This window comes from Candidatus Brevundimonas colombiensis (assembly GCA_029202665.1).
Lineage (GTDB): Bacteria > Pseudomonadota > Alphaproteobacteria > Caulobacterales > Caulobacteraceae > Brevundimonas > Brevundimonas colombiensis.
This window is the reverse complement of record CP119326.1, coordinates 2,165,790-2,192,523: the sequence shown is the minus strand read 5'-3', so window position 1 is coordinate 2,192,523 and position 26,734 is coordinate 2,165,790. Positions and strand designations below refer to the sequence as shown.

Annotated in this window: 33 protein-coding genes; 5 read left to right on the top strand and 28 right to left on the bottom strand. The window is 65.8% G+C overall.

What is annotated here, in order from left to right; translation table 11 throughout:
• The 16 genes from rpsH to rpsJ are packed head-to-tail and all read right to left on the bottom strand — an operon-like array spanning position 1 to position 7,168.
• Positions 1-399 (bottom strand): 30S ribosomal protein S8, encoded by a 399-nt coding sequence (rpsH, locus tag P0Y50_10645; GenBank protein ID WEK39005.1) that lies wholly within the window; start codon positions 397-399, stop codon positions 1-3.
• Positions 400-414: 15 nt separating this feature from the next.
• The gene (rpsN, locus tag P0Y50_10640) at positions 415-720 is read right to left on the bottom strand and encodes a 30S ribosomal protein S14 (protein ID WEK39004.1); all 306 of its coding nucleotides are present in this window, start codon (positions 718-720) and stop codon (positions 415-417) included.
• Between the two features lie 19 nt (positions 721-739).
• Entirely contained in the window at positions 740-1,300 is a 561-nt protein-coding gene (gene rplE, locus P0Y50_10635; protein ID WEK39003.1) for a 50S ribosomal protein L5, read from the bottom strand.
• Positions 1,300-1,608: a 50S ribosomal protein L24 gene (rplX, locus tag P0Y50_10630; GenBank protein WEK39002.1), complete on the bottom strand. Its 309-nt coding sequence runs from the start codon at positions 1,606-1,608 to the stop codon at positions 1,300-1,302. The genes rplE and rplX overlap by 1 nt, the downstream gene beginning before the upstream one ends.
• 1 nt (position 1,609) lies before the next feature.
• Positions 1,610-1,978: a 50S ribosomal protein L14 gene (rplN, locus tag P0Y50_10625; protein ID WEK39001.1), complete on the bottom strand. Its 369-nt coding sequence runs from the start codon at positions 1,976-1,978 to the stop codon at positions 1,610-1,612.
• Between the two features lie 18 nt (positions 1,979-1,996).
• Positions 1,997-2,239, bottom strand: a complete 243-nt coding sequence (gene rpsQ / locus P0Y50_10620) for a 30S ribosomal protein S17 (protein ID WEK39000.1) — start codon at positions 2,237-2,239, stop codon at positions 1,997-1,999.
• A 10-nt stretch (positions 2,240-2,249) separates the two neighbouring features.
• Positions 2,250-2,447 (bottom strand): 50S ribosomal protein L29, encoded by a 198-nt coding sequence (rpmC, locus tag P0Y50_10615; protein WEK38999.1) that lies wholly within the window; start codon positions 2,445-2,447, stop codon positions 2,250-2,252.
• Positions 2,447-2,887 carry a 50S ribosomal protein L16 gene (gene rplP / locus P0Y50_10610; GenBank protein ID WEK38998.1) on the bottom strand — a complete coding sequence of 147 codons (441 nt, stop codon included), beginning with the start codon at positions 2,885-2,887 and terminating at the stop codon, positions 2,447-2,449. The genes rpmC and rplP overlap by 1 nt, the downstream gene beginning before the upstream one ends.
• Before the next feature lie 3 nt (positions 2,888-2,890).
• Entirely contained in the window at positions 2,891-3,646 is a 756-nt protein-coding gene (gene rpsC, locus P0Y50_10605) for a 30S ribosomal protein S3 (protein WEK38997.1), read from the bottom strand.
• Complete coding sequence (gene rplV / locus P0Y50_10600; GenBank protein ID WEK38996.1) at positions 3,646-4,026, bottom strand: 50S ribosomal protein L22; 381 nt, start codon at positions 4,024-4,026, stop codon at positions 3,646-3,648. Before rplV ends, rpsC begins: the two co-directional genes overlap by 1 nt.
• 3 nt (positions 4,027-4,029) lie before the next feature.
• Complete coding sequence (gene rpsS, locus P0Y50_10595) at positions 4,030-4,308, bottom strand: 30S ribosomal protein S19 (protein ID WEK38995.1); 279 nt, start codon at positions 4,306-4,308, stop codon at positions 4,030-4,032.
• 2 nt (positions 4,309-4,310) lie between these two features.
• On the bottom strand, positions 4,311-5,147 hold the full coding sequence (gene rplB / locus P0Y50_10590) for a 50S ribosomal protein L2 (GenBank protein ID WEK38994.1): 837 nt from the start codon (positions 5,145-5,147) through the stop codon (positions 4,311-4,313).
• A 4-nt stretch (positions 5,148-5,151) separates the two neighbouring features.
• Positions 5,152-5,454, bottom strand: coding sequence for a 50S ribosomal protein L23 (locus P0Y50_10585; protein WEK38993.1), 303 nt, complete (start codon positions 5,452-5,454; stop codon positions 5,152-5,154).
• Entirely contained in the window at positions 5,454-6,092 is a 639-nt protein-coding gene (gene rplD / locus P0Y50_10580; protein WEK38992.1) for a 50S ribosomal protein L4, read from the bottom strand. Before rplD ends, P0Y50_10585 begins: the two co-directional genes overlap by 1 nt.
• Positions 6,092-6,841 (bottom strand): 50S ribosomal protein L3, encoded by a 750-nt coding sequence (gene rplC, locus P0Y50_10575; GenBank protein WEK38991.1) that lies wholly within the window; start codon positions 6,839-6,841, stop codon positions 6,092-6,094. The genes rplD and rplC overlap by 1 nt, the downstream gene beginning before the upstream one ends.
• 21 nt (positions 6,842-6,862) lie before the next feature.
• Positions 6,863-7,168 (bottom strand): 30S ribosomal protein S10, encoded by a 306-nt coding sequence (rpsJ, locus tag P0Y50_10570; protein WEK38990.1) that lies wholly within the window; start codon positions 7,166-7,168, stop codon positions 6,863-6,865.
• Positions 7,169-7,855: 687 nt separating this feature from the next.
• Between rpsJ and P0Y50_10565 the strand changes: the two genes are divergently transcribed.
• The gene (locus P0Y50_10565) at positions 7,856-8,605 is read left to right on the top strand and encodes a porin (protein WEK38989.1); all 750 of its coding nucleotides are present in this window, start codon (positions 7,856-7,858) and stop codon (positions 8,603-8,605) included.
• 136 nt (positions 8,606-8,741) lie between these two features.
• On the opposite strand, the gene P0Y50_10560 is transcribed toward P0Y50_10565, so the two are convergent.
• From P0Y50_10560 to P0Y50_10550, 3 genes are all read right to left on the bottom strand, one after another.
• Positions 8,742-9,632: a DUF2807 domain-containing protein gene (locus P0Y50_10560; GenBank protein ID WEK38988.1), complete on the bottom strand. Its 891-nt coding sequence runs from the start codon at positions 9,630-9,632 to the stop codon at positions 8,742-8,744.
• 83 nt (positions 9,633-9,715) lie between these two features.
• Entirely contained in the window at positions 9,716-10,630 is a 915-nt protein-coding gene (locus P0Y50_10555) for a transcriptional regulator (GenBank protein WEK38987.1), read from the bottom strand.
• A 13-nt stretch (positions 10,631-10,643) separates the two neighbouring features.
• Positions 10,644-11,804 (bottom strand): GNAT family N-acetyltransferase, encoded by a 1,161-nt coding sequence (locus P0Y50_10550; protein WEK38986.1) that lies wholly within the window; start codon positions 11,802-11,804, stop codon positions 10,644-10,646.
• Between the two features lie 151 nt (positions 11,805-11,955).
• Between P0Y50_10550 and P0Y50_10545 the strand changes: the two genes are divergently transcribed.
• On the top strand, positions 11,956-12,117 hold the full coding sequence (locus P0Y50_10545) for a hypothetical protein (GenBank protein ID WEK38985.1): 162 nt from the start codon (positions 11,956-11,958) through the stop codon (positions 12,115-12,117).
• Between the two features lie 37 nt (positions 12,118-12,154).
• Entirely contained in the window at positions 12,155-13,195 is a 1,041-nt protein-coding gene (locus P0Y50_10540; GenBank protein WEK38984.1) for a L,D-transpeptidase family protein, read from the top strand.
• Between the two features lie 197 nt (positions 13,196-13,392).
• Here the strand turns inward: P0Y50_10540 and P0Y50_10535 are convergent, their stop codons facing one another.
• The 7 genes from P0Y50_10535 to P0Y50_10505 all read right to left on the bottom strand — a co-directional run bounded on the left by P0Y50_10535 (position 13,393) and on the right by P0Y50_10505 (position 20,995).
• Positions 13,393-14,985 carry a carboxylesterase family protein gene (locus tag P0Y50_10535; protein WEK38983.1) on the bottom strand — a complete coding sequence of 531 codons (1,593 nt, stop codon included), beginning with the start codon at positions 14,983-14,985 and terminating at the stop codon, positions 13,393-13,395.
• Positions 14,986-15,073: 88 nt separating this feature from the next.
• The gene (locus tag P0Y50_10530) at positions 15,074-15,697 is read right to left on the bottom strand and encodes a hypothetical protein (protein WEK38982.1); all 624 of its coding nucleotides are present in this window, start codon (positions 15,695-15,697) and stop codon (positions 15,074-15,076) included.
• A 146-nt stretch (positions 15,698-15,843) separates the two neighbouring features.
• On the bottom strand, positions 15,844-17,034 hold the full coding sequence (tuf, locus tag P0Y50_10525; GenBank protein WEK38981.1) for an elongation factor Tu: 1,191 nt from the start codon (positions 17,032-17,034) through the stop codon (positions 15,844-15,846).
• Between the two features lie 109 nt (positions 17,035-17,143).
• A complete protein-coding gene (gene fusA / locus P0Y50_10520; protein ID WEK38980.1) occupies positions 17,144-19,222 on the bottom strand; it encodes an elongation factor G in 2,079 nt (692 codons plus the stop codon).
• 154 nt (positions 19,223-19,376) lie between these two features.
• Positions 19,377-19,850 (bottom strand): 30S ribosomal protein S7, encoded by a 474-nt coding sequence (rpsG, locus tag P0Y50_10515; protein ID WEK38979.1) that lies wholly within the window; start codon positions 19,848-19,850, stop codon positions 19,377-19,379.
• 81 nt (positions 19,851-19,931) lie between these two features.
• Complete coding sequence (rpsL, locus tag P0Y50_10510; protein ID WEK38978.1) at positions 19,932-20,306, bottom strand: 30S ribosomal protein S12; 375 nt, start codon at positions 20,304-20,306, stop codon at positions 19,932-19,934.
• Between the two features lie 299 nt (positions 20,307-20,605).
• A complete protein-coding gene (locus P0Y50_10505) occupies positions 20,606-20,995 on the bottom strand; it encodes a TonB family protein (protein ID WEK38977.1) in 390 nt (129 codons plus the stop codon).
• Positions 20,996-21,016: 21 nt separating this feature from the next.
• Here P0Y50_10505 and P0Y50_10500 point away from each other — a divergent pair, with 21 nt between their 5' ends.
• Positions 21,017-21,427 (top strand): hypothetical protein, encoded by a 411-nt coding sequence (locus P0Y50_10500; GenBank protein ID WEK38976.1) that lies wholly within the window; start codon positions 21,017-21,019, stop codon positions 21,425-21,427.
• Positions 21,428-21,438: 11 nt separating this feature from the next.
• The gene (locus P0Y50_10495; GenBank protein ID WEK38975.1) at positions 21,439-22,260 is read left to right on the top strand and encodes a hypothetical protein; all 822 of its coding nucleotides are present in this window, start codon (positions 21,439-21,441) and stop codon (positions 22,258-22,260) included.
• Positions 22,261-22,264: 4 nt separating this feature from the next.
• Here the strand turns inward: P0Y50_10495 and P0Y50_10490 are convergent, their stop codons facing one another.
• Both P0Y50_10490 and rpoC read right to left on the bottom strand, forming a co-directional pair.
• Positions 22,265-22,426, bottom strand: coding sequence for a hypothetical protein (locus tag P0Y50_10490; protein WEK38974.1), 162 nt, complete (start codon positions 22,424-22,426; stop codon positions 22,265-22,267).
• A 23-nt stretch (positions 22,427-22,449) separates the two neighbouring features.
• A complete protein-coding gene (gene rpoC, locus P0Y50_10485) occupies positions 22,450-26,646 on the bottom strand; it encodes a DNA-directed RNA polymerase subunit beta' (GenBank protein WEK38973.1) in 4,197 nt (1,398 codons plus the stop codon).
• Between the last annotated feature and the right edge of the window lie 88 nt (positions 26,647-26,734).

Below are 26,734 nucleotides of genomic sequence, written 5' to 3'. Positions count from 1 at the left end.
TCAGTAGACCCTGCAGAGGACTTCGCCGCCGACGTTGGCGTCGCGGGCAGAAGCGTCGGACATGACGCCCTTCGAAGTCGAGAGGATCGAGATGCCGAGGCCGTTCTTGATCGGCTTCAGATCGCCGATCGCGGAGTAGACGCGGCGGCCCGGCTTGGACACGCGCGCGATCTCGGCGATGACGGGCTGGCCGTCGAAGTACTTCAGCTCGATCTCGAACTGCGGAAACTCACCGGGGTTCTGAACCAGGTTGTAGCCGCGGATGTAGCCTTCGTCCTGCAGCACGTCCAGGACGCGCTGGCGCAGACGGGAAGCGGGGGTCAGCACCTTGGAACGCTTGCGGGTCGCCGCGTTCTTGATGCGAGCGATCATGTCGCTCAGGGGATCGTTGATCATCATGTCTGTTCGCTCCCCTTACCAGCTCGACTTCGTCAGGCCGGGAATCTGGCCCAGGTTGCCCAGTTCACGCAGCGCGATCCGGCTCATCTTGAGCTTGCGGTAGAAGGCGCGCGGACGACCCGTCACTTCGCAACGGTTGCGAATGCGGCTCGGCGCGGAGTTGCGCGGCAGGGCGGCCAGTTGCAGGCGCGCCTCGAAGCGCTCCTCCAGCGGCAGGTTCTCGTCATTTGCGGTCGCCTTCAGGGCGGCGCGCTTTGCGGCATACTTCGCAACCAGGGCCTTGACGGCTTCGTTGCGGTTTACGGCGCTTTTCTTAGCCATTGTGCTCTTCCCTTCCCGCTCAGTTCTTCACGAACGGGAACTTGAACTCGGTGAGGAGAGCCTTGGCTTCCTCATCGGTCTTGGCCGTGGTGCAGACGACAATGTCCATGCCCCACATCTGATCGATCTGGTCGTAGTTGATCTCGGGGAACACGATGTGTTCCTTCAGACCGGTGGCGTAGTTGCCGCGACCATCGAAGGACGTGCCCTTCAGACCGCGGAAATCCTTCACGCGCGGCAGCGCGATCGTGATGAACCGGTCCAGGAACTCGTACATCTGGTCGCCGCGCAGGGTGACCTTGCCGCCGATGACCATGCCTTCACGCAGCTTGAAGCCGGCGATGGAGTTGCGGGCCTTGGTGGCGACGGCCTTCTGGCCGGCGATGGCCGTCAGATCCTTGAGGGCGGTGTTCGCCTTCTTGGAGTCCGCGACGGCTTCGCCGATGCCCATGTTCAGGACGATCTTGTCCAGCTTGGGCACCTGCATCTCGTTCGTATAGCCGAACTTTTCCTTCATCACCTGGCGGATGCGCGCGTGATATTCGCCCTTGAGGCGCGGAGCGTATTTTTCGGTCGCCATCAGATGACGTCTCCCGTCGTCTTGGCGATGCGGACCTTGGTGTCCCCATCGATCTTGAAGCCGACGCGGGTCGCCTTGCCGTTGGCGTCGGCGATCGCGACGTTCGACAGGTGAAGCGAGGCTTCCTTGTTCTTGATGCCGCCCTGCGGGTCAGCCTGGCTCGGGCGCGTGTGGCGCTGAACCATGTTGACGCCTTCGACGACGACGCGGTTTTCGGAAGGCAGGACCTTCAGCACGGCGCCCGTGCGGCCCTTGTCCTTGCCGGTGAGGACGACGACGCGGTCGCCCTTCTTGATCTTGGCGGCCATGTTACAGGACCTCCGGAGCCAGCGAGATGATCTTCATGTGGTTCTTGGCGCGCAGTTCGCGGGGAACCGGGCCGAAGATCCGCGTGCCGACAGGCTCGTTCTGCTTGTTGACGATGACGGCGGCCGACTTGTCGAAGCGGATGACCGAGCCGTCCTTGCGTTGGATGTCCTTGGCGGTGCGCACGACGATGGCGCGAACGACGTCGCCCTTCTTAACGCGGCCGCGCGGGATGGCTTCCTTCACGGAGGCGACGATTGTGTCGCCGATCGAGGCGTAGCGGCGCTTGGAGCCGCCCAACACCTTGATGCACATGACCCGGCGGGCGCCCGAATTATCGGCCACTTCCAGGTTAGTTTGCATCTGGATCATAAGATCAGATCCTTCTGATTACGAGGCGGAGACGTTGGAAAGGACTTCCCAACGCTTCAGCTTGGACTTCGGGGCGCACTCGACGATGCGAGCGATGTCGCCGACCTTGAGCGCGTTGGCTTCGTCGTGCGCGTGGTACTTCTTGGAGGACCGGACGGTCTTCTTCAGAAGCGGGTGGAGCAGCGTGCGCTCAACCTTCACGACGACGGTCTTTTCGCCCTTGTCGGACACGACCACGCCTTCGAGAATTCGCTTGGGCATATTCGTTTCCTTACGAGGCCGCACGCTTCTCGCGCAGAAGCGTCGAGATGCGGGCGATGTCTTTGCGCACTTCACCCACGCGGTGGGTCTTTTCCATCTGGCCGGTGGCCGCCTGGAAGCGCAGGTTGAACTGTTCCTTCTTGAGCTTCAGCAGCTCGTCGGCCAGTTGATCGGTCGTTTGCGACCGCAGATCGGCGATCTTGGTCATTAGGCGGCTACCTCGACATGGGCGACGCCGGCGTCGATGCGGGTCACCACCTTGGTGCGGACCGGCAGCTTGGCTGCGCCGAGACGGAGCGCTTCGCGGGCGACATCGTCCGGAACGCCGTCGATTTCAAACAGGATGCGGCCAGGGTGGCAGCGCGCGGCCCAATGGTCCACGGCGCCCTTGCCCTTACCCATCCGCACTTCGGCCGGCTTGCCCGTGACGGGCAGGTCGGGGAAGACGCGGATCCAGACGCGGCCTTGGCGCTTCATCTGGCGGGTGATCGCGCGGCGGGCCGCTTCGATCTGACGCGCGGTGATGCGTTCCGGCTCCAGCGTCTTCAGGCCGTACGACCCGAAGTTCAGCGAGAAGCCGCCCTTGGCCGAGCCGTGGATGCGGCCCTTGAAGGCCTTGCGGTACTTGGTCTTCTTCGGTTGCAACATGACTTAGTTCTCACGTCCCCGGTCGCGACGCGGACCGCGGTCGCCACGGGGGCCGCCGCGTTCGCGGCCTTCGTTCGAGGACGGACCCGAAGCTTCCTGGGCCCAACGCTTGTCCTGGGCCATCGGGTCGTGCTCGAGCACTTCGCCTTTGAACACCCAGACCTTCACGCCGATGATGCCGTAGGTCGTCTTGGCTTCGTAGAAGCCGTAGTCGATGTCGGCGCGCAGCGTGTGCAGCGGCACGCGACCTTCACGGTACCATTCCATACGCGCGATTTCCGCGCCGCCCAGACGACCCGAGACATTCATACGAATGCCCTTGGCGCCCAGACGCATGGCCGACTGCATCGAACGCTTCATGGCGCGACGGAAGGCCACGCGGCGTTCCAGCTGCTGCGCGATGTTCTCGGCGATCAGCTGAGCATCGGTTTCCGGCTTGCGGACTTCGATGATGTTCAGGTGAACTTCACCCTCGGTGCGCGCCGAGATGTCCTTGCGGAGCTTCTCGATGTCAGCGCCCTTCTTGCCGATCACGACGCCCGGACGGGCGGCGTAGATGGTGATGCGGCACTTCTTGTGCGGGCGCTCGATGATGATGCGCGACACGCCGGCGGCGGCCAGACGTTCCTTCAGCCACTCGCGCAGCTTCAGGTCCTGGTGCAGCAGGCGCGAATAGTCGGCCCCGGCGGCGAACCAACGGCTGTCCCACGTGCGGTTCACGCCGAGGCGCAGACCGACCGGATTGATTTTCTGTCCCATCAGGCGGCCTCGCCGGCTTCACGGACCACGATGGTGATCTCGCTGAACGGTTTCAGGATGCGCGACGAGCGACCACGAGCGCGGCTCGCGAAACGCTTCATCACCAGGTTCTTGCCCACGAAGGCCTCGGCGACGACCAGGTTGTCGATGTCGAGGTTGTGGTTGTTCTCGGCGTTCGAAACCGCCGAATACAGGACCTTGCGGACATCGCCGGCGATGCGCTTACGGCTGAATTCCAGCTCGTTCAGCGCCTTCTGCACCGGCATGCCGCGGATCGAGGCGGCCACCAGGTTCAGCTTCTGAGGGCTGATGCGGACGTTGACCAGCTTGGCGCGGGCCTCGGTCGGGGCGACCCGACGGGTGTTCTTGGTCTGGGCCATCGGTTACTTCCTTTTGGCCTTCTTGTCCGCCGCGTGGCCCGGGAAGTTCCGGGTCGGGGCGAACTCGCCGAGCTTCATGCCGACCATCTCTTCCGAGACCGACACGGGCACGTGCTTCTGACCGTTATGGACGCCGAACGTCAGACCGACGAACTGCGGCAGGATGGTGGAGCGGCGCGACCAGGTCTTGATCACGTCCTTGCGGCCCGACGATTGAACGGCGTCGGCCTTCTTGAGCAGATACCCGTCGACAAACGGGCCTTTCCAGGAGGAGCGGGCCATTCTTAGCGAGCCTTCTTAACGTGGCGGGTACGGATGATGTACTTGTCCGTAGCCTTGTTCTTGCGGGTACGAGTGCCCTTGGTGTCCTTACCCCACGGCGTGACGGGGGTGCGACCACCAGAGGTCCGGCCTTCACCACCACCATGCGGGTGGTCGATCGGGTTCATGGCGACGCCGCGAACGTGCGGACGCCAGCCCATGTGACGCTTGCGACCGGCCTTGCCCAGGTTCTGGTTCATGTGGTCGGGGTTCGAAACCGCGCCCACCGTGGCGATGCAGCCGTCCAGGACCATGCGCAGCTCGCCCGAGCCGAGACGGATCTGGGCGTAGCCCTGATCGCGGCCCACCAGCTGGGCGTAGGCGCCGGCCGAACGGGCCAGCTGAGCGCCCTTGCCCGGCTTCATCTCGATATTGTGGATGATCGTACCCACCGGCATCGAACGCAGCGGCATGGCGTTGCCAGGCTTCACGTCGGTCTTTTCGCCCGCAACGATCGTGTCGCCCGCCTTAAGGCGTTGCGGCGCGATGATGTAGGTCTTCTCGCCGTCCTCGTAGGTCACGAGCGCGATGAAGGCCGTGCGGTTCGGGTCGTATTCCAGACGCTCGACCGTGCCGACCATGTCCCACTTGCGACGCTTGAAGTCGATCTTGCGGTACAGGGTCTTGGCGCCGCCGCCACGGAAGCGGACCGCGATGCGACCGCCCTGCCCGCGTCCGCCCGACTTGGTCAGGCCTTCGGTCAGCGACTTTTCCGGACGGCCCTTGTGGAGTTCCGAACGGTCGACCAGCACGAGGGCGCGACGGCCCGGCGAAGTCGGATTGTAGGTTTTCAAGGCCATCTGATCAGAGCCCCGTGGTCACGTCGATCGACTGGCCTTCAGCCAGCGTCACGATAGCTTTTTTGATGTCGACGCGACGACCCAGGATACCCCGGAAGCGCTTGGTCTTGCCCTTTTGAACCAGGGTGTTGACCTTGACGACGTTGACTTTGAACAGGCTTTCGACCGCCGCGGCGATCTCGTCCTTGGAGGCCGTGTCCGCGACGCGGAAGACGACCTTGTTCTGCTCCGACAGGATCGTGGCCTTTTCGGTGATCACCGGGGCCAGGATGGTGTCGTAGTGCTTGGCGGTAGGTTGAGCGGCCATTACGCGGCTTCCTTATCGCTGAAGCGGGCTTCGATCGCCTCGATGGCGGCCTTGGTCAGCACCAGCTTGTCCGCGCGCAGGATGTCATAGACGTTCAGGCCGGCGTTCGGCAGCACATCGATGTGCGGGATGTTGCGTGCGGCCAGGCCGAAGTTCGTGTCGACTTCCGGACCCGCGATGATGAGAGCCTTGGTCCAGCCCAGCTTGCCGAAGGTCTCGCGCAGGGCGGCCGTCTTGGCTTCCTTGACCGAGACGGTGTCGACGACGATCAGGTCGCCGGACTTGGCCTTGGAGGACAGGGCGTGACGCAGGGCCAGCGCGCGGATCTTCTTCGGCAGCGAGAAGCCGTGGTCGCGAACGACCGGACCGAAGGCGCGCGAACCGCCGACGAACTGCGGCGCACGGCGCGAACCGTGACGAGCGCCGCCGGTGCCCTTCTGCTTGTACATCTTCTTGCCCGTGCGAGAGTTCTCGTTACGGGTTTGAACCTTGTGCGTGCCGGCGCGGCGCTTGGCCAGTTGCCAGTTCACGGTGCGGGCCAGCAGGTCGCCGCGGATGTCGGCGATGCCGAAGACGGCGTCCGACAGCTCCACGTCGCCGGCAGCCTTGCCGTCGAGTTGGATGACAGAGAGTTTCATTACGCTTCACCGCCTTCGGTCGCTTCGACGGGGGCTTCTTCAGCCGGCGTCGAGGCGGGTTGAGCAGCAGACTTGCTCGACTTCAGCGCGCCGGGGAACGGAGCGTCGGCCGGGCGAGCCTTCTTGATGGCGTCGCGAACCTTGACATAGCTGCCGTCGTGACCGGGGACAGCGCCCTTGATCAGGATCAGGCCACGCTCGGCGTCCACGCGGACGACGGTCAGGTTCTGGGTGGTGACGGTTTCCGTGCCGTAGTGGCCGGCCATCTTCTTGCCGGGGAAGGTGCGGCCCGGATCCTGACGGTTACCCGTCGAACCGTGCGAACGGTGCGAGATCGACACGCCGTGCGTGGCGCGCAGACCGCCGAAGTTCCAGCGCTTCATGGCGCCGGCGAACCCCTTGCCGATGGTCTCACCCTGGATGTCCACCTTCTGGCCGACCAGGAAGTGTTCGGCCGACAGTTCGGCGCCCACGTCCAGCAGACCGTCCGCATCGACGCGGAACTCGGTGACATAGGCCTTCGGTTCGACTTCCGCCTTGGCGAAGGTCTCGCGTTGAGCCTTGTTGGTGTTCTTGGCCTTCTTCGTGCCAGCGCCCAGCTGGAGAGCGACGTAGCCGTCACGCTCCTGGGTACGTTGGCCGACGACTTGGCAGCCGTCGAGCTGCAGCACAGTGACCGGTACGTGCGCGCCGTCTTCGGCGAACACGCGGGTCATGCCCAGCTTCTTGGCGATCACGCCCGTGCGCATCGGATCCCGCCTCTTTCTACTTTAAATCTTGATCTCGACGTCCACGCCGGCGGACAGGTCGAGCTTCATGAGCGCGTCCACGGTCTGCGGGGTGGGGTCGACGATGTCGAGCACGCGCTTGTGCGTGCGGATTTCAAACTGCTCACGCGACTTCTTATCGACGTGCGGCGAGCGGTTCACGGTGAACTTTTCGATCAGGGTCGGCAGCGGAATCGGACCGCGAACGGTCGCGCCGGTGCGCTTGGCTGTATTGACGATCTCGCGCGTCGAGAAATCGAGGACGCGGTGATCAAAGGCCTTGAGCCTGATGCGGATGCTTTGATCCATATCGGTGCTAACTTCCAATGCGGTCGGAGGACCGCGTCCCTGTGAACCATTTCAAAGACCGAAGGCCTTCGGGCCAAAGCCCTCAGGAAACGCAAATCCGCAAAAACGAGCGGCCCACGCAGTTGCCCGCGAAGGCCGTGATATCCCAAGAAGCTGCAAAGAACAGTGACTTAGGTCGTTCTTGCGAACCGCGTCTGCACCGAAGTGCACAGCCGGTCCAACAAGAGTGGTGGCTTATGCCTACCGATTCCGATTTCGTCAAGCGGCGAAACCAAGGCGCAGACAGGATTTCCTCAGTTCGCTTCCAGCGTCCGACCCGGGGCTGGAATCGGCGAGGCGCGCCCGCCTTAAGGCACACCTTATATAGAGTGTTTCTGATCCGAACCTCGGGGCGACGACTCTGATAGGGCGATGCGCCGCCGGAATCGCTCCGCCTCTGCTCGCTTCGATCGATGCCGTATCAGAGCCGGGGTGGGGCAACGCCCGGATTCTAAGCTGGCGTTAACCGCGCGCCTTCGGTTCTCCGTGATGGCGACACATTCCTGCCGCACTGCGTGACAGTCGTGCAACAAGTTGGCGACAGCGGCTTATCGAACAGCGGTTTGATGCTGCCCTTCGTCCGTATGCTGATAGCAGGCGCCCCTCCCGGACCCCCATCCGGGCAAGGACTTCCAAGGACAAAACAAAATGAAGACGATCCTCCTCGCCTCGGCCGCCGCCGCCACCCTGTTCGCCGCTCCGGCCTTCGCCCAGGACGCCATTGGTTCGGTTGGCGTGACCTATTCCAACCCGTCGGTCAAAGTCGCCGGCAACGACGTCGACGCCGACATCTGGTCGGTCGACGGCACTGTCGCCCTGCCGGCCCGCGACTGGACCGTGACGCTAAGCGGCGCCGTCGATCACACCAAGGCCTTTGGTGAAGAAGACACCTCGGGCGCCGCCGCCGCTCACCTGACCAAGCTGTGGACGTCCGACGTCCGCGCCGGCGGCTTCGTCGCCGCCAACGGCATCGGCACCGGCGACACCGTCTGGACCGTGGGCGCCGAAGCGCAGAAGTATCTGGCCGGCTCGACCCTGACCGGCATGGTCGCCTGGACCGATGCCGACGCCGGCGACATCTGGACCGTCGGCGGCGACGCCGCCTTCTACGTCATGCCGAACCTGCGCCTGAACGCGGGCGTCGCCTACAACAACGTCGACGTGAACGGCGGCAGCAGCGTCGACGCCTGGACCTACGGCGTGGGCGCCGAGTACCAGTTCGAGAACACCCCGTTCTCGGTGGGCGCCGCCTACACCCGCGCCGATCTGGACTCGACCGACGTCGACACGTGGTCGCTGGGCCTGCGCTACTCCTTCGGCGGCGGCCTGCAAGCCCGCGATCGCGCCGGCGCCAACCTGGGCGTCGCGGCGATCACGAGCGTCCTGGGCGTTCGCTAAGCCTTTCGGAGCGATCCGATACGAAGAGCCCCGGCGGAGCGATCCGCCGGGGCTTTTTCATGCGCCATGCCCATAAGGAAAAGGCCCCCGGGGTTCCACGACCGGGGGCCTTGCCATTGAGACGAAGAGGCGGGCCTCAGCGTCCGATCTGCAGCGTGCCAGACCCGACCACGGTGCGCGACACCGCGCCTGTGGCGGAGCCGACGCGGACATTGCCCGATCCGGCGATGGCCACGCTCAGGTCGCGGGTCGCCCCGCCATAGCGGACGTCGCCCGACCCGCCGATGGCCACCGTCAGCTTGTCCATACGGCCCTGGCGCACATTGACGCCGCCCGAGCCGCCGATGGACAGGTCGCCCTCGCCCGCCGCGCTGGCCACCTCGACATTGCCCGATCCGCCCACGGCCGCCTTCAGGTTCCCCGTGGAGCCGGCGTAGATGCTGCCCGACCCGCCTACATTGGCCTCCAGCGCACGCGAAGATCCCGCCCGGATCGAGCCGGAGCCGCCGACGCCCAGCGCCAGGCGGCCGTCGACATTGGCCACGTTCCACGCCCCGCATCCGCCGCTGTTCAACTGCACGGAGCGCGCGCCGCGTCCGACCGAACCGAACACCGCCCCGCCCGCGCTGACATCCACGTCGCGGGGCGTGCGGATCACGATCATCGGCGCGTCTTCCATGCGCAGGCGGCCGATGTCGCTGACCTCGACGGTCGCGCCTCGGCCGGGCTGGGCGGGATCGGCCTGGCTGGCGTTGCATCCGCGAATGCGGTTTCCGCCACTGGCCCAGAATGCGCCGTTGCGGCCCAGGCCGCCGTCGATGCGGACGTCGCGCCCCACGCGGCGAACCTGAACGGCCGGCAGGCGCGACCCGCCCTGCGTCACCTCGACGCCCACGTCCTGGCGATCCTCGACGATCACGACGACCCGCGCCACGGCGTTGCGGATCTGGACCTCGGCCGATGCGGGTGCGGCGGCCAGGCCCGTCAGGGCGGCGGCGGCGGCTGCGGCGATCAATGCGGTCTTCATTCGGCTGTTTCCTTCCCGTCTGTGAGGGAAAGGTGCGCGCCGCCCGCTACGAAGTCATTTTAACTTCAGGTCATGAACGCGAATTAACCTGCGGGCCTCAGCGCTCCGGCGCCGTCGGCCGCCCCGACCTCGGGTTCGAAATCGCGTTCGAAACGGGCGATGCGGCTCTTCATCGCCCCGGCCTTCTTCAGGGCCAGCGACGCGGCCCAGCGCGCGGCCAGTTCCGGCGTGGCCATGCCGTCCGTCTGACGCGGCCGCCCGCCCCGGCTGCGGATCACCGCATTGGTGAACAGCGCCCCGTTCCTGAACCGCGACGGCCAGGTCTGGAAATCCATCGACAGGCTGACGCAGAACCGATCCAGGTTCTCCACCCGGTGCGGCGCATACAATGGCCAGGTCAGCGCCCGCCCCGGCTCCAGGTCCATGACCTGGGCGTCGTTCTCGAACGCCAGCGTATAGGGCAGTTCCTCGGTCGTCTGGCGCGTGACGACCTGTTCCATGTTGCGCTCCGGCAGGTGCCGTTCGTCGCCTGGATAGACGAACAGACGCTTGCGTCCGCGCAGGTGGAACAACACCACTCCCGCCGCGTCGAAATGATAGGGCACCCGCGCCTTGGGCGACGACAGGATCAGCTGCCCTGCGTTCCGCACCGCGTGCATCCCCGGATAGGTCGCCTGAATGGCCGCAAAGTCCGTCATCGCCGCCGCCCACAGCTCGGGCCAGCCGCGTTCGACCTCGCGCAGATTGACCCACAGCCGTCCCTGTTTGATCGCCTCCAACAGGTCCTGCCCGGACAGCCGCCCACGCGCCCCGGTGCGCAACGACACCTGCCCCTCGTCGTCGAAGTCATACAGATTGATGTCGAACAGTTCGGCCGGATAGCGATCCAGCACGGCCGCCAGGGCGTCGTCCTCGGCGAAGCCCTGGGACACCAGCGTATGCGGATGATCCCTGGCCTCGGCGATCGGGCCGGGATAGCGGGTGCGGCGTTCGGTCATTACGGCCTCTCCTTCACGCATGGGCGACGCGCGCGGGCGTCTTCTTGCGGGCGGCCAGCTTGTGCGCAATGGCGCGGGCCGCCGCCGCCGTCCCCTTTAGCCGCCCGGCCGAGGTGGGCTCGCACGCCTCGATGGTTGCCCAGCGGCGGCGCAGGGAGGTTCGCACCTTTTCGCCCTTGCCGCCCGCCTGCGCCAGCGCGCCCACGGCCATGTCGCTCAGCGTCTGGCTCAGCCCCGGCTTCAGCACCACCGCCTCGCGCACCGTCTGGCGGGCGTTGACGAAATACTTCTTGTAGGGCTCGCCCTCGAAACCGAAGTCGAACACGCGGAACCCCTCGGCCGAGGCCAGCCGCATCGTATCCATGCTCAAGAGGATGCCCGGCGAACACCGCGCCAGCGACGGCTCATAGACCGGGAACCAGAAATGATAATGCCGCCCGGCGTGCAGCGAGAACTCCACCGCCACCAGCTTGTCGCCCGCATGCATCGCCGCCATCGAGGCGCCGAAGTCCGCGCGCGGATCGGCCATCAGGGCGTGCAGCAGATCGCGCGTCCAGCCGCAGGCGAAGATGTCGTGCAGGCCCGACCGTCGGTATTGCGCCGCCTTCAGGTCGATCAACTGATCCAGCAGGGCCGCGTCGCGCAGGCCGCGTTCGACCCGGACCGTCCCCAGCTCGCTCTCCAGGCTGCGACGCGCACGCTCCTTGTCCTTGAAATATTTGCCGAAGGTCGTGCGCCGTTCGGCGTACCAGGCGTCGTAGCCGTCCTCGGGCATGGCGGCCTGGACGGTCTGCCGCGCCTGGCCCGCCTCGCCCGCGCCGATCCAGCCCGGCACGTTCAGCCGCCGCGCCTTCAGCAGGCGCGCCACCTCTTCCAGCGAGATCGTCACGCCGACCGGCGCGATCACCCCGTGATAGTCGTTCATCGGCGCGCCCAGCGGCTGAACCGCCCCGCCCCGCCGCTGATGCGGGAAGAAGCCGACGATCCGGCCGTCGCGCCGGAACACGGCAATGGCCGCGCCGGGGCAGACGCGGCTGGCGATCTCGGCGTAATCCCAGCGGAAATAGGGGCTGGCCAGATCCGGGTTCTCAGCCGTCCAGGCGCGCCACAGCGCGACGGCGCCGCCGTCCAGCGCCCCGGCCTTCACGATCTCGACCTGCAGATTTCCGGTCATGCCCATCCTCGTCGGACCCTGTGCAGCAAGGTCCGTTCCACAGCCTACCCTTGCACGGCTCGCGTTTCAGCAGGGTTGATCGGCATGGTGAACAAGCATTGACGGAGCCGTCGCCCGCGCCGTGCGTTCCCTGACCTCCAGGGAGATGACCATGACCGACAGCCGCCCCGACGACCACAAGATCGAGAACGAAAACCTTCGCCCCGGCAAGCCCGGCGAACCGCCCCGCCCGGCGACCGAACCCCAGGGTTCTAAAGGCTCGTCCAACTCCGGCGAGACCGAAACCGACCCCGCCACGGGCAAGCCCAACTGATCGCGCCCCTTCCCGACCGCCTGCCGAAAGTCCTTTGATGATCCGTCCCGCCTACCTCGCCGCCTTCGCCGTTCTGTCCCTGACCGCCGCCTGTTCACCCAAGGAAGAAGCCAAGGCCCCGACCGTCGAAGTCGGCCAAACCGGCCCCCTGTCGCGCGACGCCATCGAAAACGCCGCCTATGCCCCGCCGACCCAGCCGGCGCCGCAGCAGACAGGCGCGCAAACTCAGCCCCAGCCCGATCCCGCCCTGATCCGCGCCCAGGTCCTTCTGGAACGGGCGCGCTTCTCGCCCGGCGCCATCGACGGCCTGGCCGGCTCCAACATGCGACAGGCCATTTCCGCCTTCCAGAGGGATCAAGGTCTGCCCGTCAACGGCCAGTTGGACGCCCAGATCATGGACCGCCTGCGCGCCGCCGGTCAGGGCGCAATCACCGCCACCTACCAGATCACGCAACAGGACATCGCCGGTCCCTATCTCGGCACGGTCCCGACCGATCTCGCGGCCCAGGGCCGGGCCGATCACATGGGGTACGCCAATATCGTGGAGGCTCTGGCCGAGCGGTTCCACGTCACCGAGGCTCTGTTGCGCGCCATGAACCCCGGCGCCGACTTCAATCGCGTCGGTCAGGCCCTGCTGGTTCCGGCCGTCAACACCACGCCCCTGCCCGCCGACGTCGACCACATCGACGTCGACAAGTCCGAGGGTTCGGTCCGCGCCTTCGACGCCGACGGCAAGCTGATCGCCTATTTCCCCGCCACCATCGGCAGCGGCGACAATCCCACCCCGACCGGCACGGTCAAGGTCAACGGCGTGGCCCGCAATCCCGACTACACCTACGATCCGGCCAAGCTCAGCTATGGCGACGGCAAGGAGAAGGTGGTGGTCAAACCCGGCCCCAACAATCCGGTGGGCGTCGTCTGGATCGACCTGAACAAGCCCAGCTACGGCATCCACGGCACGCCCGACCCGGAGCTGGTCGGCAAGACCGCCTCGCACGGCTGCGTGCGCCTGACGAACTGGGACGCCTGGGCCCTGGCCGACAAGGTCAAGCCCGGCGTGACCGTGCGCTTCCTCTAGGTTCGATCGACATTCAGCTTGGGCACGTCATTCCGGGGCGTCCGAAGGACGAGCCCTGAACCCAGGAGTCGCGCATCAGGCTTTAACCTGCGTATGGCGCGGCCTCTGCGGCCCAGGGTTCCGGGTTCTTCGCTCCGCTCAGCCCCGGAATGACGAGCCACAAGCCCGTCCTGATGGATGTCGATTGAATCTGACCCTCAGTGGACCGCGCCGAACGGCGTCCCGTCCCAGAAGGCGCAGTGGTGGCGCGTAAAGAAGTCGTGGTCCATCCGGTCGCCCTCGGGCGCGAACACCCGCACCGGGCCCGCACCCTCTACGCGGGGCCATTCCGCGTCGAAGCCTTGCGTGCCGAACGCCGCCCACAGGCGTTGCATCCGATCCGACAACGCCTTCTGCTGCGGCGTGAACCGCTTTACATCCGCGAACACCCAGCTGGTCCCGAACACATAGGCCAGTTCGCTGGCGTGATAGGCGCCCAGGTCCAGCCCCACGATCCAGTCCGGCAGCACGAACGGCGCCCGCCGATCCGCGAACTCATAGCCCCAGACCGGCACATGGGCCGACAGCACCCGCCGCAGCGCCTGTGACGGACAGGCGAACCTCTGGTCTGTGAAGTTGGCGGCGATGGCGTAGGCCGGCCCGTCCTCTCCGACCGGATAGCGGTCCAGAACCCGCTGGCCCTCGTCGCCATACATCCAGATCGTCTCCTTCTGATAGCGATCCATCGTCCTCACCTCGTTGGCGAACAGACGCCCCTCGTCCAGATTCGTCCCGATCAGCACCGGAACCTGGGTGAACCGCCCCTCGCGCAGCGCCACGGCCGGACTTTCCGGCACGGTCGCATCCGTATGCACCGGTCCCCACGACCCCGGCCCGTTGATCCCCGCCCTCAACGACGGCGCGCGCGACAGCCGCCATGCGGGCAGCGCCTTCAGACACGCGATCGCATCCGTTCCGCCGCACCCCAGCCGTTCGGCGAACATCGGCCCCGACAGGGCGGCGTCGTGCGCGCTGACCAGGGACGACGGCTCCAGACAGCCGCCGCTCTGCAGGATGACCCGCTGATACAACCCCTCAGACCCCGGCGACGCCATAAGGTAACAGGCCGTCCACGCCCCGGCGCTCTCGGCGAAAAGCGTCACGTTTCCCGGATCGCCGCCGAAGGCCGCGATATTGCGATGCACCCATTTCAGCGCCGCCTGCTGATCCATCAGGCCGAAGTTGCCGCCGAACCCTTCGCCCGTCGCCTGAAACCCCGGATGGGCCAGCCAGCCCAGGGCCCCCAGCCGATAGTTCATCGTCACCACCACCCGCCCCTGATCGCGGGCCAGTCTGGACGGATCATAGTTGGCGCCGGCCCCCACGGTGAAGGCGCCGCCCGGGATATAGACCATGACCGGCCGCGCCTGTTCCGGCTGACCGGCCGGGGCGTAGATGTTCAGATACAGACAGTCCTCGGACCCCACCACGATCCCGCCGCCCCCGCCCAGGATCGCGCGTCGGCCGATGGCCTGGGTGCAGTCCGAGCCGATCCGCGTGGCATCCCGCACACCGGACCACGGCTCGACCGGCTGCGGCGCGCGCCAGCGCCCGTCGCCCACCGGCGGGGCGGCGAACGGCACGCCCAGAAAGGCCCGCGTTCCATCCCCCTCGACCCCGCGCACGGCCCCGTGCTCAGTCGCGGCCAGCACCGTCTTCCCATCCCCGGCGAACCGCACATGATCGACCTTGCCGGGATGGGTGGCGCAGGCGCTCAGGAACAGCAGGATCAGCAACAGAAACGAACGCATGAACGACCTTGGCGGCGGAACGACTTGAACCCTCAGCCCCGCCGTCGGTTTCGACGACAATCATCCGCCATCGCTGCGAGAGCCCGCCTTAGACCTCGGCCGGCAGACGACAGGCGCCCAGAAACCTCTCTACAAGCGCGGGCGGCGGTGTGGGATGTCGCGCCCCCACATCCTCCATGACGTAGTAGGGTTGCGGCTTGCCGAGATATAATGGCCGAACCACCAGATAGGGCGCGCTCAGTACACGTCGGATAGCGGATTTGGATAAGCGGTAATCCGCATCAGCGACAGTGGTGAAACCGTCGCTGATGGCAATCAGGGGCGCACGGAAACGCAGACCGCCCGCCTCAAGCGCCATGATGCCGTAAGGCGGTCGGGCTAACGGCAAGTCCATCCCCATGATTATTCCCGACTGGACGACCAATCCCCGGCTTGCATCGCAATGCATGGAAAAGCTTGGGCGGCCGGGAATCTCGGGCGGAGCGTTCTCGTCAGGTTCCCATAGTGTGAGATAGTCGTTGTTCGCCGACCAGAATCTATCCGCCTCATTGTCGGCCGGTGGGGGAACGGGCCATACCTTGTCCAGCCGCGCTTGGCGGACCTCCAGAGCAGCACGCCCAGCCGCCTTGTCGGGATGCTCACCGTGATGCGGTAAACTGCCCAAAAGCAGAACCGAAGCGACGACACCCGGCCAGATCCAGTTTCGGCTCATGCCAGCAGTTTATGGCCACGCAAGGTTTGCAGCCAAGCCGCAAAGCAGAAGCGGCCCCCGGATTGCTCCGGGGGCCGCTCTGTACGCTTACTGTATCTCTCGGCCTCAAGCCGCGCGTGAGCGCCTCAGGCCAAAAGGATGGTCGATTACTCGACGATCTTGGCCACGACGCCGGCGCCGACGGTGCGGCCGCCTTCACGGATGGCGAAGCGCAGGCCCTGGTCCATCGCGATCGGCGTGATCAGCTCGACGCTCAGCTCGGCGTTGTCGCCGGGCATGATCATCTCGACGCCTTCCTTCAGGTGGACGATGCCCGTCACGTCCGTCGTGCGGAAGTAGAACTGCGGACGATAGTTGGTGAAGAACGGCGTGTGGCGGCCGCCTTCTTCCTTCGTCAGGATGTAGGCTTCGGCCTGGAACTTGGTGTGCGGGGTGATGGAGCCCGGCTTGCACAGCACCTGGCCGCGCTCGACGTCTTCACGCTTGGTGCCGCGCAGCAGGACGCCGACGTTGTCACCGGCCTGACCTTGATCCAGCAGCTTGCGGAACATTTCCACGCCCGTGCAGGTCGTCTTCTGGACCGGACGGATGCCGACGATCTCGACTTCTTCACCGACCTTGACGATGCCCTTCTCGACGCGGCCCGTGACCACGGTGCCGCGGCCCGAGATCGAGAACACGTCTTCGACCGGCATCAGGAACGGCAGGTCGACCGGACGTTCCGGCTGCGGGATGTAGGCGTCGACGGTTTCCATCAGGGCCAGAACGCGCTGTTCGCCGATTTCCGGGTTCACGCCGTCGGTCGCGGCCTTGGCCGAACCCTTGGTGATCGGAATATCGTCGCCCGGGAACTGGTACGACGAGAGCAGCTCGCGCACTTCCATCTCGACCAGTTCCAGCAGTTCTTCGTCGTCGACCAGGTCGACCTTGTTCATGAAGACCACCAGGGCCGGCACGCCGACCTGACGGGCCAGCAGGATGTGCTCGCGCGTTTGCGGCATCGGGCCGTCAGCGGCCGAAACCACCAGGATCGCGCCGTCCATCTGCGCGGCGCCCGTGATCATGTTCTTCACATAGTCGGCGTGGCCGGGGCAGTCGACGTGGGCGTAGTGACGGTTGGCCGTCTCATATTCCACGTGCGCGGTGTTGATCGTGATGCCGCGGGCCTTTTCTTCCGGCGCAGCGTCGATGTCGGCGTAGTTCATCGCCTTCGCGCCGCCGGCCTTCGCCAGCGTCATCGTGATCGCAGCCGTCAGCGTCGTCTTGCCGTGGTCAACGTGACCAATCGTGCCGATGTTGCAGTGCGGCTTCGTGCGTTCGAACTTTTCCTTGGCCATTCTCTAGCTCCTAAGGTCCCCGAACCGGGGTTCCTGCAGTTTGGGGGTTAAGGACGCCCGGTCCTTACGGTCCGGGCGCATATAGGTCGGCTTTCCGAAAAGGGAAAGCTTAGGCGTACTTCTTGATCACTTCGTCGGCGACGTGTTGCGGCACCGGTTCGTAGTGATCGTATTGCATGGTGAACTGGGCGCGGCCCTGCGACATGCCGCGCAGCGTGTTCACATAGCCGAACATGTTGGCCAGCGGCACGAAGGCGTTCACGACGGTGGCGTTGCCGCGCATGTCCTGACCCTGGATCATGCCGCGACGGCCGTTCAGGTCGCCGATGACCGAGCCGAGGTATTCCTCGGGGGTCACGACTTCCACCGCCATGATCGGCTCGAGCAGCTTGGGCGAACCCTTTTCCTTCAGTTCGCGGAAAGCGGCGCGAGCCGCGATTTCGAACGCCAGCACGCTGGAGTCGACGTCGTGGAACTTGCCGTCCGTCAGCGTCGCCTTGAAGTCGATCAGCGGGAAGCCGGCCAGCAGGCCGTTGTCCTTGGCCGAGTTCAGGCCCTTTTCGACACCGGGGATATATTCCTTCGGCACCGCGCCGCCGACGATCGAGTTCTCGAACACGAAGCCCGAGCCCGGCTCGCCGGGTTCGAAGGTAATCATGACACGGGCGAACTGGCCCGTGCCGCCGGTCTGCTTCTTGTGGGTGTAGTCGATGTCGACCTTGCGGCCCAGCGATTCACGATAGGCGACCTGCGGCGCGCCGATTGTGGCCTCGACCTTGTAGGTGCGCTTCAGGATGTCGATCTTGATGTCCAGGTGAAGCTCGCCCATGCCCTTCAGGATGGTCTGGCCCGACTCGTGGTCGGTCGAGACGGTGAAGGACGGGTCTTCCGAAGCCAGCTTGGCCAGGGCGACGCCCAGCTTCTCCTGGTCGGCCTTGGTCTTGGGCTCGACCGAGATCTCGATGACCGGGGCCGGGAATTCCATCTTCTCCAGGATGATGGGCGACTTGATCGGATCGCACAGGGTGTCGCCCGTGCGGGTTTCCTTCAGGCCGGCCAGGGCGACGATGTCGCCGGCATAGGCTTCCTTGATGTCTTCGCGGTTGTTGGAGTGCATCTGCAGCATGCGGCCGACGCGCTCTTTCTTGTCACGCGACGAGTTCAGCAGCGACATGCCGGTTTCCATCTTGCCCGAGTACAGGCGGCAGAAGGTCAGCGAGCCGACGAACGGGTCGTCCATGATCTTGAAAGCCAGCACCGACAGGGGCTCGTCGTCCGACGCCTTGCGGGTGACGGGTTCTTCGGTCTTGAAGTCGATGCCCGGGGTCGCCGGGATGTCGATGGGCGACGGCAGATAGTCGATGACCGCGTCCAGCAGGGGCTGCACGCCCTTGTTCTTGAACGCCGAGCCGCCCAGGATCGGATAGAAGGCGCCGGTCAGCACGGCCTTGCGGATGCACTTCTTCAGGGTTTCGACCGAAGGCTCGTTGCCTTCCAGATAGGCTTCCATCGCCTCGTCGTCGAGTTCGATGGCGTTGTCGATCAGGTACTGGCGAGCGGCGGCGACTTCCTCAGCCATATCGGCCGGGATTTCGCGCACGTCGGCGTCGGCGCCGACCGTGTCGGTTTCCCAGACCAGGGCCTTCATCTCGACCAGGTCGATGACGCCCTTCAGCAGGTTTTCAGCGCCGATCGGCAGTTGGATCGGCACGGCCTTGGCGCCCAGGCGGTCGCGGATCGACTCGACCGACGCGTTAAAGTCGGCGCCGATCTTGTCCATCTTGTTGACGAAGACGATGCGCGGCACGCGGTATTTGTCGGCCTGGCGCCAGACGGTTTCCGTCTGCGGCTCGACGCCGGCGTTGCCGTCCAGCACCGTCACGGCGCCGTCGAGCACGCGCAGCGAACGCTCGACTTCAATGGTGAAGTCCACGTGTCCGGGGGTGTCGATGATGTTGAGGCGCTTGCCTTTCCAGAAGGCGGTCGTCGCGGCCGACGTGATGGTGATGCCGCGTTCCTGCTCCTGGTCCATCCAGTCCATGGTGGACGCGCCGTCGTGCGTCTCGCCCATTTTGTGGTTGCGGCCGGTGTAGAACAGGATCCGTTCGGTCGTCGTCGTCTTGCCCGCGTCGATGTGGGCCATGATGCCGAAGTTGCGATAGTCTTCGATTTTATTCGTGCGGGGCATAGGAGCGTCCCTTGAGGGCTTTAGGACGCCCTGAAGCGCCCTCGGAAATGTCGGATAAGACGGCGCGGGCGATTTAACTCAAACCGCCCGCGCCGGATAGTCTCAAGAACAGGAACCGCCCCATACCGTCGAAAGAGGGACAGTTTTAAGACACTTACCAGCGGTAGTGGCTGAACGCGCGGTTGGCTTCGGCCATCTTGTGGGTGTCTTCGCGCTTCTTGACCGCGGTGCCGCGGTTGTTGGAGGCGTCCAGCAGCTCGGCGGCCAGCTTTTCCGTCATGGTGTTTTCACCACGCTTGCGCGCGGCGTTGACCAGCCAGCGGATGGCCAGGGCGCGGCGGCGGTCCGGGCGGACTTCGACCGGCACCTGATAGGTGGCGCCGCCGACGCGACGCGAGCGGACTTCGACCGACGGGGCGACATTGTCCAGGGCGGCGTGGAAGGTGGCGACCGGCTCCTGGTCCTTCTTCTTGTCGGCCAGGATGTCGAAGGCGCCGTACACGATGTTTTCGGCGACGGCCTTCTTACCTTCGTACATGACGTAGTTCATGAACTTGGTGACGATCAGGTCCCCGAACTTGGGATCCGGCAGAACTTCACGCTTCTGGGCGCGGTGACGACGCGACATGGAGTATTCCTTGCAGTGCCCGGCGCTCGCCGGGAAAATCTCGAAAAGGTCTCCGGGCGCGACGGCCCGGAGAGGAACGGCTTACTTCGGACGCTTGGCGCCGTAGTGCGAACGGCGCTGCTTGCGGTCCTTGACGCCTTGGGTATCCAGAACGCCGCGCAGGATGTGGTAGCGAACGCCGGGCAAGTCCTTGACGCGGCCGCCGCGGATCAGAACGACCGAGTGTTCCTGCAGGTTGTGGCCTTCGCCGGGGATATAGCACACGGCTTCGTAGCCGTTCTTGGCCAGACGGACCTTGGCGACCTTACGCAGAGCCGAGTTCGGCTTCTTCGGGGTCGTGGTGTAGACGCGGGTGCAGACGCCGCGACGCTGGGGCGAACCCTCCAGGGCCGGCACCTTGTTGCGGGTGGGCTTGGGCTTGCGCGGCTTGCGGATCAGCTGGTTGATCGTAGGCATTCGAAACTCGTCTCGACTTCTGATGGAGGCGTGTGTCTTTCGACCGAAGCGCCTCTCGCCTTCTTGTGAACGGGGGACCATCCCCTCGCCCGGGTGTCATCGAGACTGAGGACGTGGCAAACAGCCCTCGGTTCGCCTCGGCGAACCGAGAAACACGAAAGCCCGGAACGCGCGCTTTGGGCGTTCCGGCGGCGCACAGGCCGTCCGTTGGATTGTCACGTTCTCGGCGACCGGCGAACCGGCCACGCCTCGAAAGTGGGCGGCTTCTACGCGCGATAGGGCTTCAGGTCAACCGACCCTTAATCGGCCAGCCGAAATCGGGTGGTGAAGCGGACCCTCTGACCGGCCGCGCCGCCGGGCTTCATCTTCGCGTTCTTGGCCATATCCAGCGCGGCCTGTCCGAAACCTTGCCCCGCTGGGGTTTCGGACACGACCTGACACTCCGTCAGATCGCCAGTTCCAGATAGAATGCACTCCAGAACAACCGATCCGTCCTGTTCGGTCGGCGCAAAACTCTCCGCCAGCAAGTGATGGTTCGCCACGCCGCCGCCGGACGGCGCCGCGCACCCCGACATAAACGCCAGTCCCGCCAGGACCACGCAGAATTCGATTCTCTTCATTTCCGCCCCTCGCTCCAAAGCGACCGCGACACCGCCTGAAAGCGGCCATGCTTCTAGCACAGCTTGCATGCGATCAAGGGGGAACGCGTATTGGCGCGGCGAGGGGCTGACGGTCTGGACTGGCGCAAGGCGGGCTTTGCGGCGACGGCGATCGGCCTGAATGCGGGCGCCGTTGCGGGGCCGAGGGCCCCTGCCCTCTCGTGCGACGCCCCGCACCGCCTGTCGCCCGACGCCCGCCGTCGTTGCGAGGACCGCTGGGCCGGCGCCGAGGCCGTTCCCGTCATTCGGGGCACGGGCGACGCCGGGCGCGACGCCGCCTTCGCCCGTCAGGGCGCGCGACGGCTGGCGGCCTGGGAGGCTCAGCGGGCCGATCCCCCGCGCGTCGATCGTTCGTGCGAAAATCCGAACCCCGTGGCAGGATGCGCCGACGTGGATATCCGGATCGATCTCTTCTCCTCGCGGGACGGCTTCCTGCCCAATCTCAGAAAGCGTCGCGAATGACCGCTGCGTCGATGTCACCGCCCCGCCCATGGCTGCGACGACGCCGCCCGGATTGGCGAAAGGTCGCCCTGGCCTCGGCCTCGGTCGTCATCAACGCCGGCCTGATCGCGGTCCTGTCCTTGACCGCTCTGGGCGTTGACGCGCCGCCGATCGCGCCCGAGCCGCGCCCCCTCTATGTCGACATCATGCCCCGTCCCCTGCTGCCGGACGAGCGGCCGCGACCGGTGATCCAGCCGCCCGCCCAGGCGCCGACCGCCGCGCCCCGCGACGCCCGCAACGTCCGGGCCTCGCCGGCGCCCCAGGTCGCCCCCACACCCGATGCCCGCCCGGCCCCCTTGCGGCCCCGTCTCGCCCCGCCCGCGCCGCAAGGCGTGCCGGTTCCGGCCGATCCCTGGCGCGTCGATCCCGGCGAGCGGACCAACGCCATGGCCCGCGCCCTGCGCCAGGGTCTGGTGGGTTGCACCACCCCCGATCAGCTGAACGCGGCCGAGCACGCCCATTGCCGCGAGGACGCCATGCGTCGCGGCCAGAACGCCGCTCCGATCACCGGCACCGGCAATCCCGAACGCGACGCGCGTTTCGCCCGCGAAGGCGCGCGCAGGCTGGCGCAATGGGAAGCGGACCGCCGCCCCCTGTCCGGCGGCGTGGGCGTGGTCGGCCCCGCTGACTGCATCGGCTCCAACTTCGGTACGGGCTGCGCGGGCGCTCAGTTGAATCCGTCGCTCGCCCCGGATTCGACGCGCAACGTCCAGACCCGACGCGACGGCCACCGGGCGGGCGGCGCACCGATCACGCCGGGCGCCGCCGCGCCGATGGAGCGGTGGAAGGACTGACCTGTCAGTGGTCGTGGCAGTAGGCGTCGTGCATGGCGGCGCCGAGGTCGATCATCATCGTCTTGGCTTGCACTACGACGAACAGCGACGACCCCACGGCCGTCAGCCTCCCAAGCACAAGCCGCAATAAAAAGGGCGGCGCTGTCTCCAACGCCGCCCTCTTCATGTCGTCGGTTCCGAAACCGGAGATCAGCCTTCGCTGTTCTCCAGCTCCAGTTGCAGATCGGCCGGCAGCGGCTCGATCGCGTCTTCGCGGGCTTGCGTCAGTTCCGCGTCACGCTCGTTGGCGATCTTCTGCAGGCTGCGCAGATAGGCGCCCGTACCGGCCGGGATCAGACGGCCGACGATGACGTTCTCCTTCAGGCCTTCCAGCATGTCCTTCTTGCCGTGGACCGAGGCGTCGGTGAGGACGCGGGTGGTCTCCTGGAAGGACGCCGCCGAGATGAAGCTGCGGGTCTGCAGCGACGCCTTGGTGATGCCCAGCAGGACGGGCTGGGTGGTGGCCAGACGGCCGCCGCGCTTCTCGACCTTGGCGTTTTCCAGAACGGCTTCAGCCACTTCGACGGTGTCGCCGCGGATCAGGGTGGTTTCACCCGAATCCAGCACTTCCACCTTCTGCAGCATCTGACGCACGATGACTTCGATGTGCTTGTCGTTGATCGGCACGCCCTGCAGTCGGTAAACCTCCTGCACCTCGTTCACCAGATATTCGGCCAGCGCCTCGACGCCCTGAATACGCAGCAGATCGTGCGGATCGGGGTTGCCGTCGATGATGTAGTCGCCCTTCTGGATCAGATCGCCGTCGTGGACGGAGATGTGCTTGCCCTTGGGGATCAGGAACTCGACCGGTTCGCCCTGCACGCCGTCGGCGTTGACTTCCGGCGTGATCTTGATGCGGCGCTTGTTCTTGTAGTCGCGACCGAATTCGACGCGGCCATCCATCTCGGCGATGACGGCGCAGTCCTTCGGACGACGGGCTTCGAACAGTTCGGCGACGCGCGGCAGACCGCCGGTGATGTCGCGGGTCTTGGCGCCTTCGGTCGGGACGCGGGCGATGATTTCGCCCGGCTTGACCTCGTCGCCGTTCGACACGGACAGAACCGCGCCCACCGGCAGCAGATAGCGGGCGTCCGAACCGGACGACAGCTTGGCGTAGGCGTCGCCCAGGGTGACGCCCATGGCCGGACGCAGGTCCGAGCCCCGCGGGCTGGCGCGCCAGTCGGAGACCACGCGCTGGGCGATGCCCGTCGCTTCGTCGGTCTCTTCCTTGACGGACAGACCTTCGACCAGATCTTCGAAGCGGACGATGCCGCCGACTTCGGTCAGGATCGGGGTGGTGTAGGGGTCCCACTCGGCCAGGCGTTGGCCGCGCTTCACTTCGCCGCCGTCCTTGACGCGGATGCGGGCGCCGTACGGAGCCTTGTGCGTCTCGCGGTCCTTGCCGTCGACGACCACGGTCACGGTGACGTTGCGGCTCATGGCCACCAGGTCGCCGTGGGCCGCGACGACGGTGGGGCCGGCGATGCGGGCGTTACCGGCGTTGGTCGCCTCCATGAAGGAGGTTTCCGCCACCTGGGCCGTGCCGCCGATGTGGAAGGTCCGCATCGTCAGCTGGGTGCCCGGCTCGCCGATCGACTGGGCGGCGATGACGCCGACCGCTTCGCCGATGTTGACGTTGGTGCCGCGCGCCAGGTCACGGCCGTAGCAGTGGGCGCAGATGCCGGCGTCGGCTTCGCAGGTCAGGGCCGAGCGGACCTTGACCGACTGGACGCCGGCGGCGTCGACGGCCTCGACCACTTCTTCCACCAGATAGGTGTCGGCGGGGAACAGGACGGTGTCCGTGCCCGGCTCCTTGATGTCCTCGGCCGCATAGCGACCCAGGATGCGCTGACCCAGCGAGACCAGCACGTCGCCGCCTTCCATCACCGCACGCAGGGTGATGCCGCGCGTCGAGCCGCAGTCGATCTCGGTGACGATCGAGTCCTGCGCCACGTCCACCAGACGGCGGGTCAGGTAACCCGAGTTGGCGGTCTTCAGCGCGGTGTCGGCCAGACCCTTGCGGGCGCCGTGGGTGGAGTTGAAGTATTCAAGGACGGTCAGGCCTTCCTTGAAGTTCGAGGTGATCGGCGTCTCGATGATCTCGCCGGACGGCTTGGCCATCAGGCCGCGCATGCCGCCCAGTTGCTTCATCTGCGCCTGCGAACCCCGGGCGCCCGAGTTGGCCATCATGAAGACCGAGTTGATGTCGGGGTTTTCACCCTCGATCAGCACGCGCGGTTGCGCGATCTCGCCCATCATGGCGTCGGCGATCCGGTCCGTGGCCTTGGCCCAGGCGTCGACCACCTTGTTGTACTTCTCGCCGCGCGTGATCAGGCCGTCGGCGTACTGTTGTTCGTACTCCTCGACCTGGGTGCGGGTCTCGGCGACCAGTTCGACCTTCTTGGCCGGGATCACGATGTCGTCCTTGCCGAACGAGATGCCGGCCTTGGCGGCTTCGCGGAAGCCCAGGCCCATCATCTGATCGGCGAAGATCACCGTCGCCTTCTGACCGCAGTGGCGATAGACCACGTCGATCAGGTTGCCGATTTCCTTCTTGGTCAGGTTCTTTTCGAGCAGGCGATAGCCGACGTTCGGGTTGCGCGGCAGCAGGGCCGCCAGCTTCATCCGGCCGGGCGTGGTGTCGATGACCTTGGTCACTTCGGCGCCCTGCGCGTCCTGCTCGGTCCAGCGCGCCTTGATGCGGCTGTGCAGGGTGACGACCTTGGCGTCCAGCGCCGCGTCGATCTCGCCGATGTTGGCGAACAGCTTGCCTTCACCCGGCTCGCCGTCCTTGACCAGCGACAGATAGTACAGGCCCAGGACGATGTCCTGCGACGGCACGATGATCGGCTTGCCGTTGGCGGGCGACAGGATGTTGTTCGTCGACATCATCAGGACGCGCGCTTCCAGTTGCGCTTCCAGCGACAGCGGAACGTGGACAGCCATCTGGTCGCCGTCGAAGTCGGCGTTGAAGGCGGTGCAGACCAGCGGGTGCAGGCGGATGGCCTTGCCCTCGATCAGCTTGGGCTCGAACGCCTGGATGCCCAGACGGTGCAGCGTCGGCGCGCGGTTCAGCAGGACCGGGTGTTCGCGGATCACCTCGTCCAGGATGTCCCAGACGGCGGGCTGTTCGCGCTCGACCATGCGCTTGGACTGTTTGACGGTGCCCGACAGGCCCTTGGCGTCCAGGCGCGCATAGATGAACGGCTTGAACAGCTCCAGCGCCATCTTCTTGGGCAGGCCGCACTCGTGCAGCTTCAGTTCCGGTCCCACGGTGATGACCGAACGGCCCGAATAGTCGACGCGCTTGCCCAGCAGGTTCTGACGGAAGCGACCCTGTTTGCCCTTCAGCATGTCGGCCAGCGACTTCAGCGGGCGCTTGTTCGCGCCGGTGATGACGCGACCGCGACGGCCGTTGTCGAACAGGGCGTCGACGGACTCCTGCAGCATCCGCTTTTCGTTGCGGATGATGATGTCCGGCGCGCGCAGCTCCATCAGGCGCTTCAGGCGGTTGTTGCGGTTGATGACGCGGCGATACAGGTCGTTCAGGTCCGACGTCGCGAAACGGCCGCCGTCCAGCGGCACCAGCGGACGCAGTTCCGGCGGGATGACCGGCACGATGGTCAGGATCATCCACTCGGGCTTGTTGCCGGATTCGAGGAAGGCCTCGATCAGCTTCAGGCGCTTGGAGGCCTTCTTGGCCTTCATTTCCGAGGGGTTGTCGGCCAGTTCGCCACGGTGCTTCTCGGCCTCGGCGTGCAGGTCGATGCCCATCAGCAGGTTGCGGACGGCCTCGGCGCCGATCTCGGCGGTGAAGCCGTCATCGCCGAACTCTTCCTGATAGCGATAGAACTCGTCTTCCGTCAGCAGCTGGTTCTGCTTCAGCGGGGTCAGGCCCGGCTCGGTGACGATGTAGTTCTCGAAGTACAGGACGCGTTCCACGTCCTTCAGCGCCATGTCCAGCATCAGCGAGATGCGGCTGGGCAGCGACTTCAGGAACCAGATGTGGGCGACCGGGGCGGCCAGGTCGATGTGACCCATACGCTCGCGGCGAACGCGGGCCAGGGTGACTTCAACGCCGCACTTCTCGCAGATGATGCCCTTGTACTTCATGCGCTTGTACTTGCCGCACAGGCATTCGTAGTCCTTGGTCGGGCCAAAGATACGGGCGCAGAACAGGCCGTCACGCTCGGGCTTGAACGTGCGGTAGTTGATGGTTTCCGGCTTCTTGATCTCGCCGAACGACCACGACCGGATCTTCTCCGGCGAGGCCAGGGCGATCTTGATCTGGTCGAAGGTCGGCGTGACCGGGACCGGGTTGAAGATGTTCAGGACTTCCTGGTTCATCTTGTTTTCCTTCTGCGGCGGGGGCCGCGAAAATAGAGAAGAGTGGAGCGCGGCGAGTGGTTAGTGGCGAGTGAGGCTCGAACGGCGG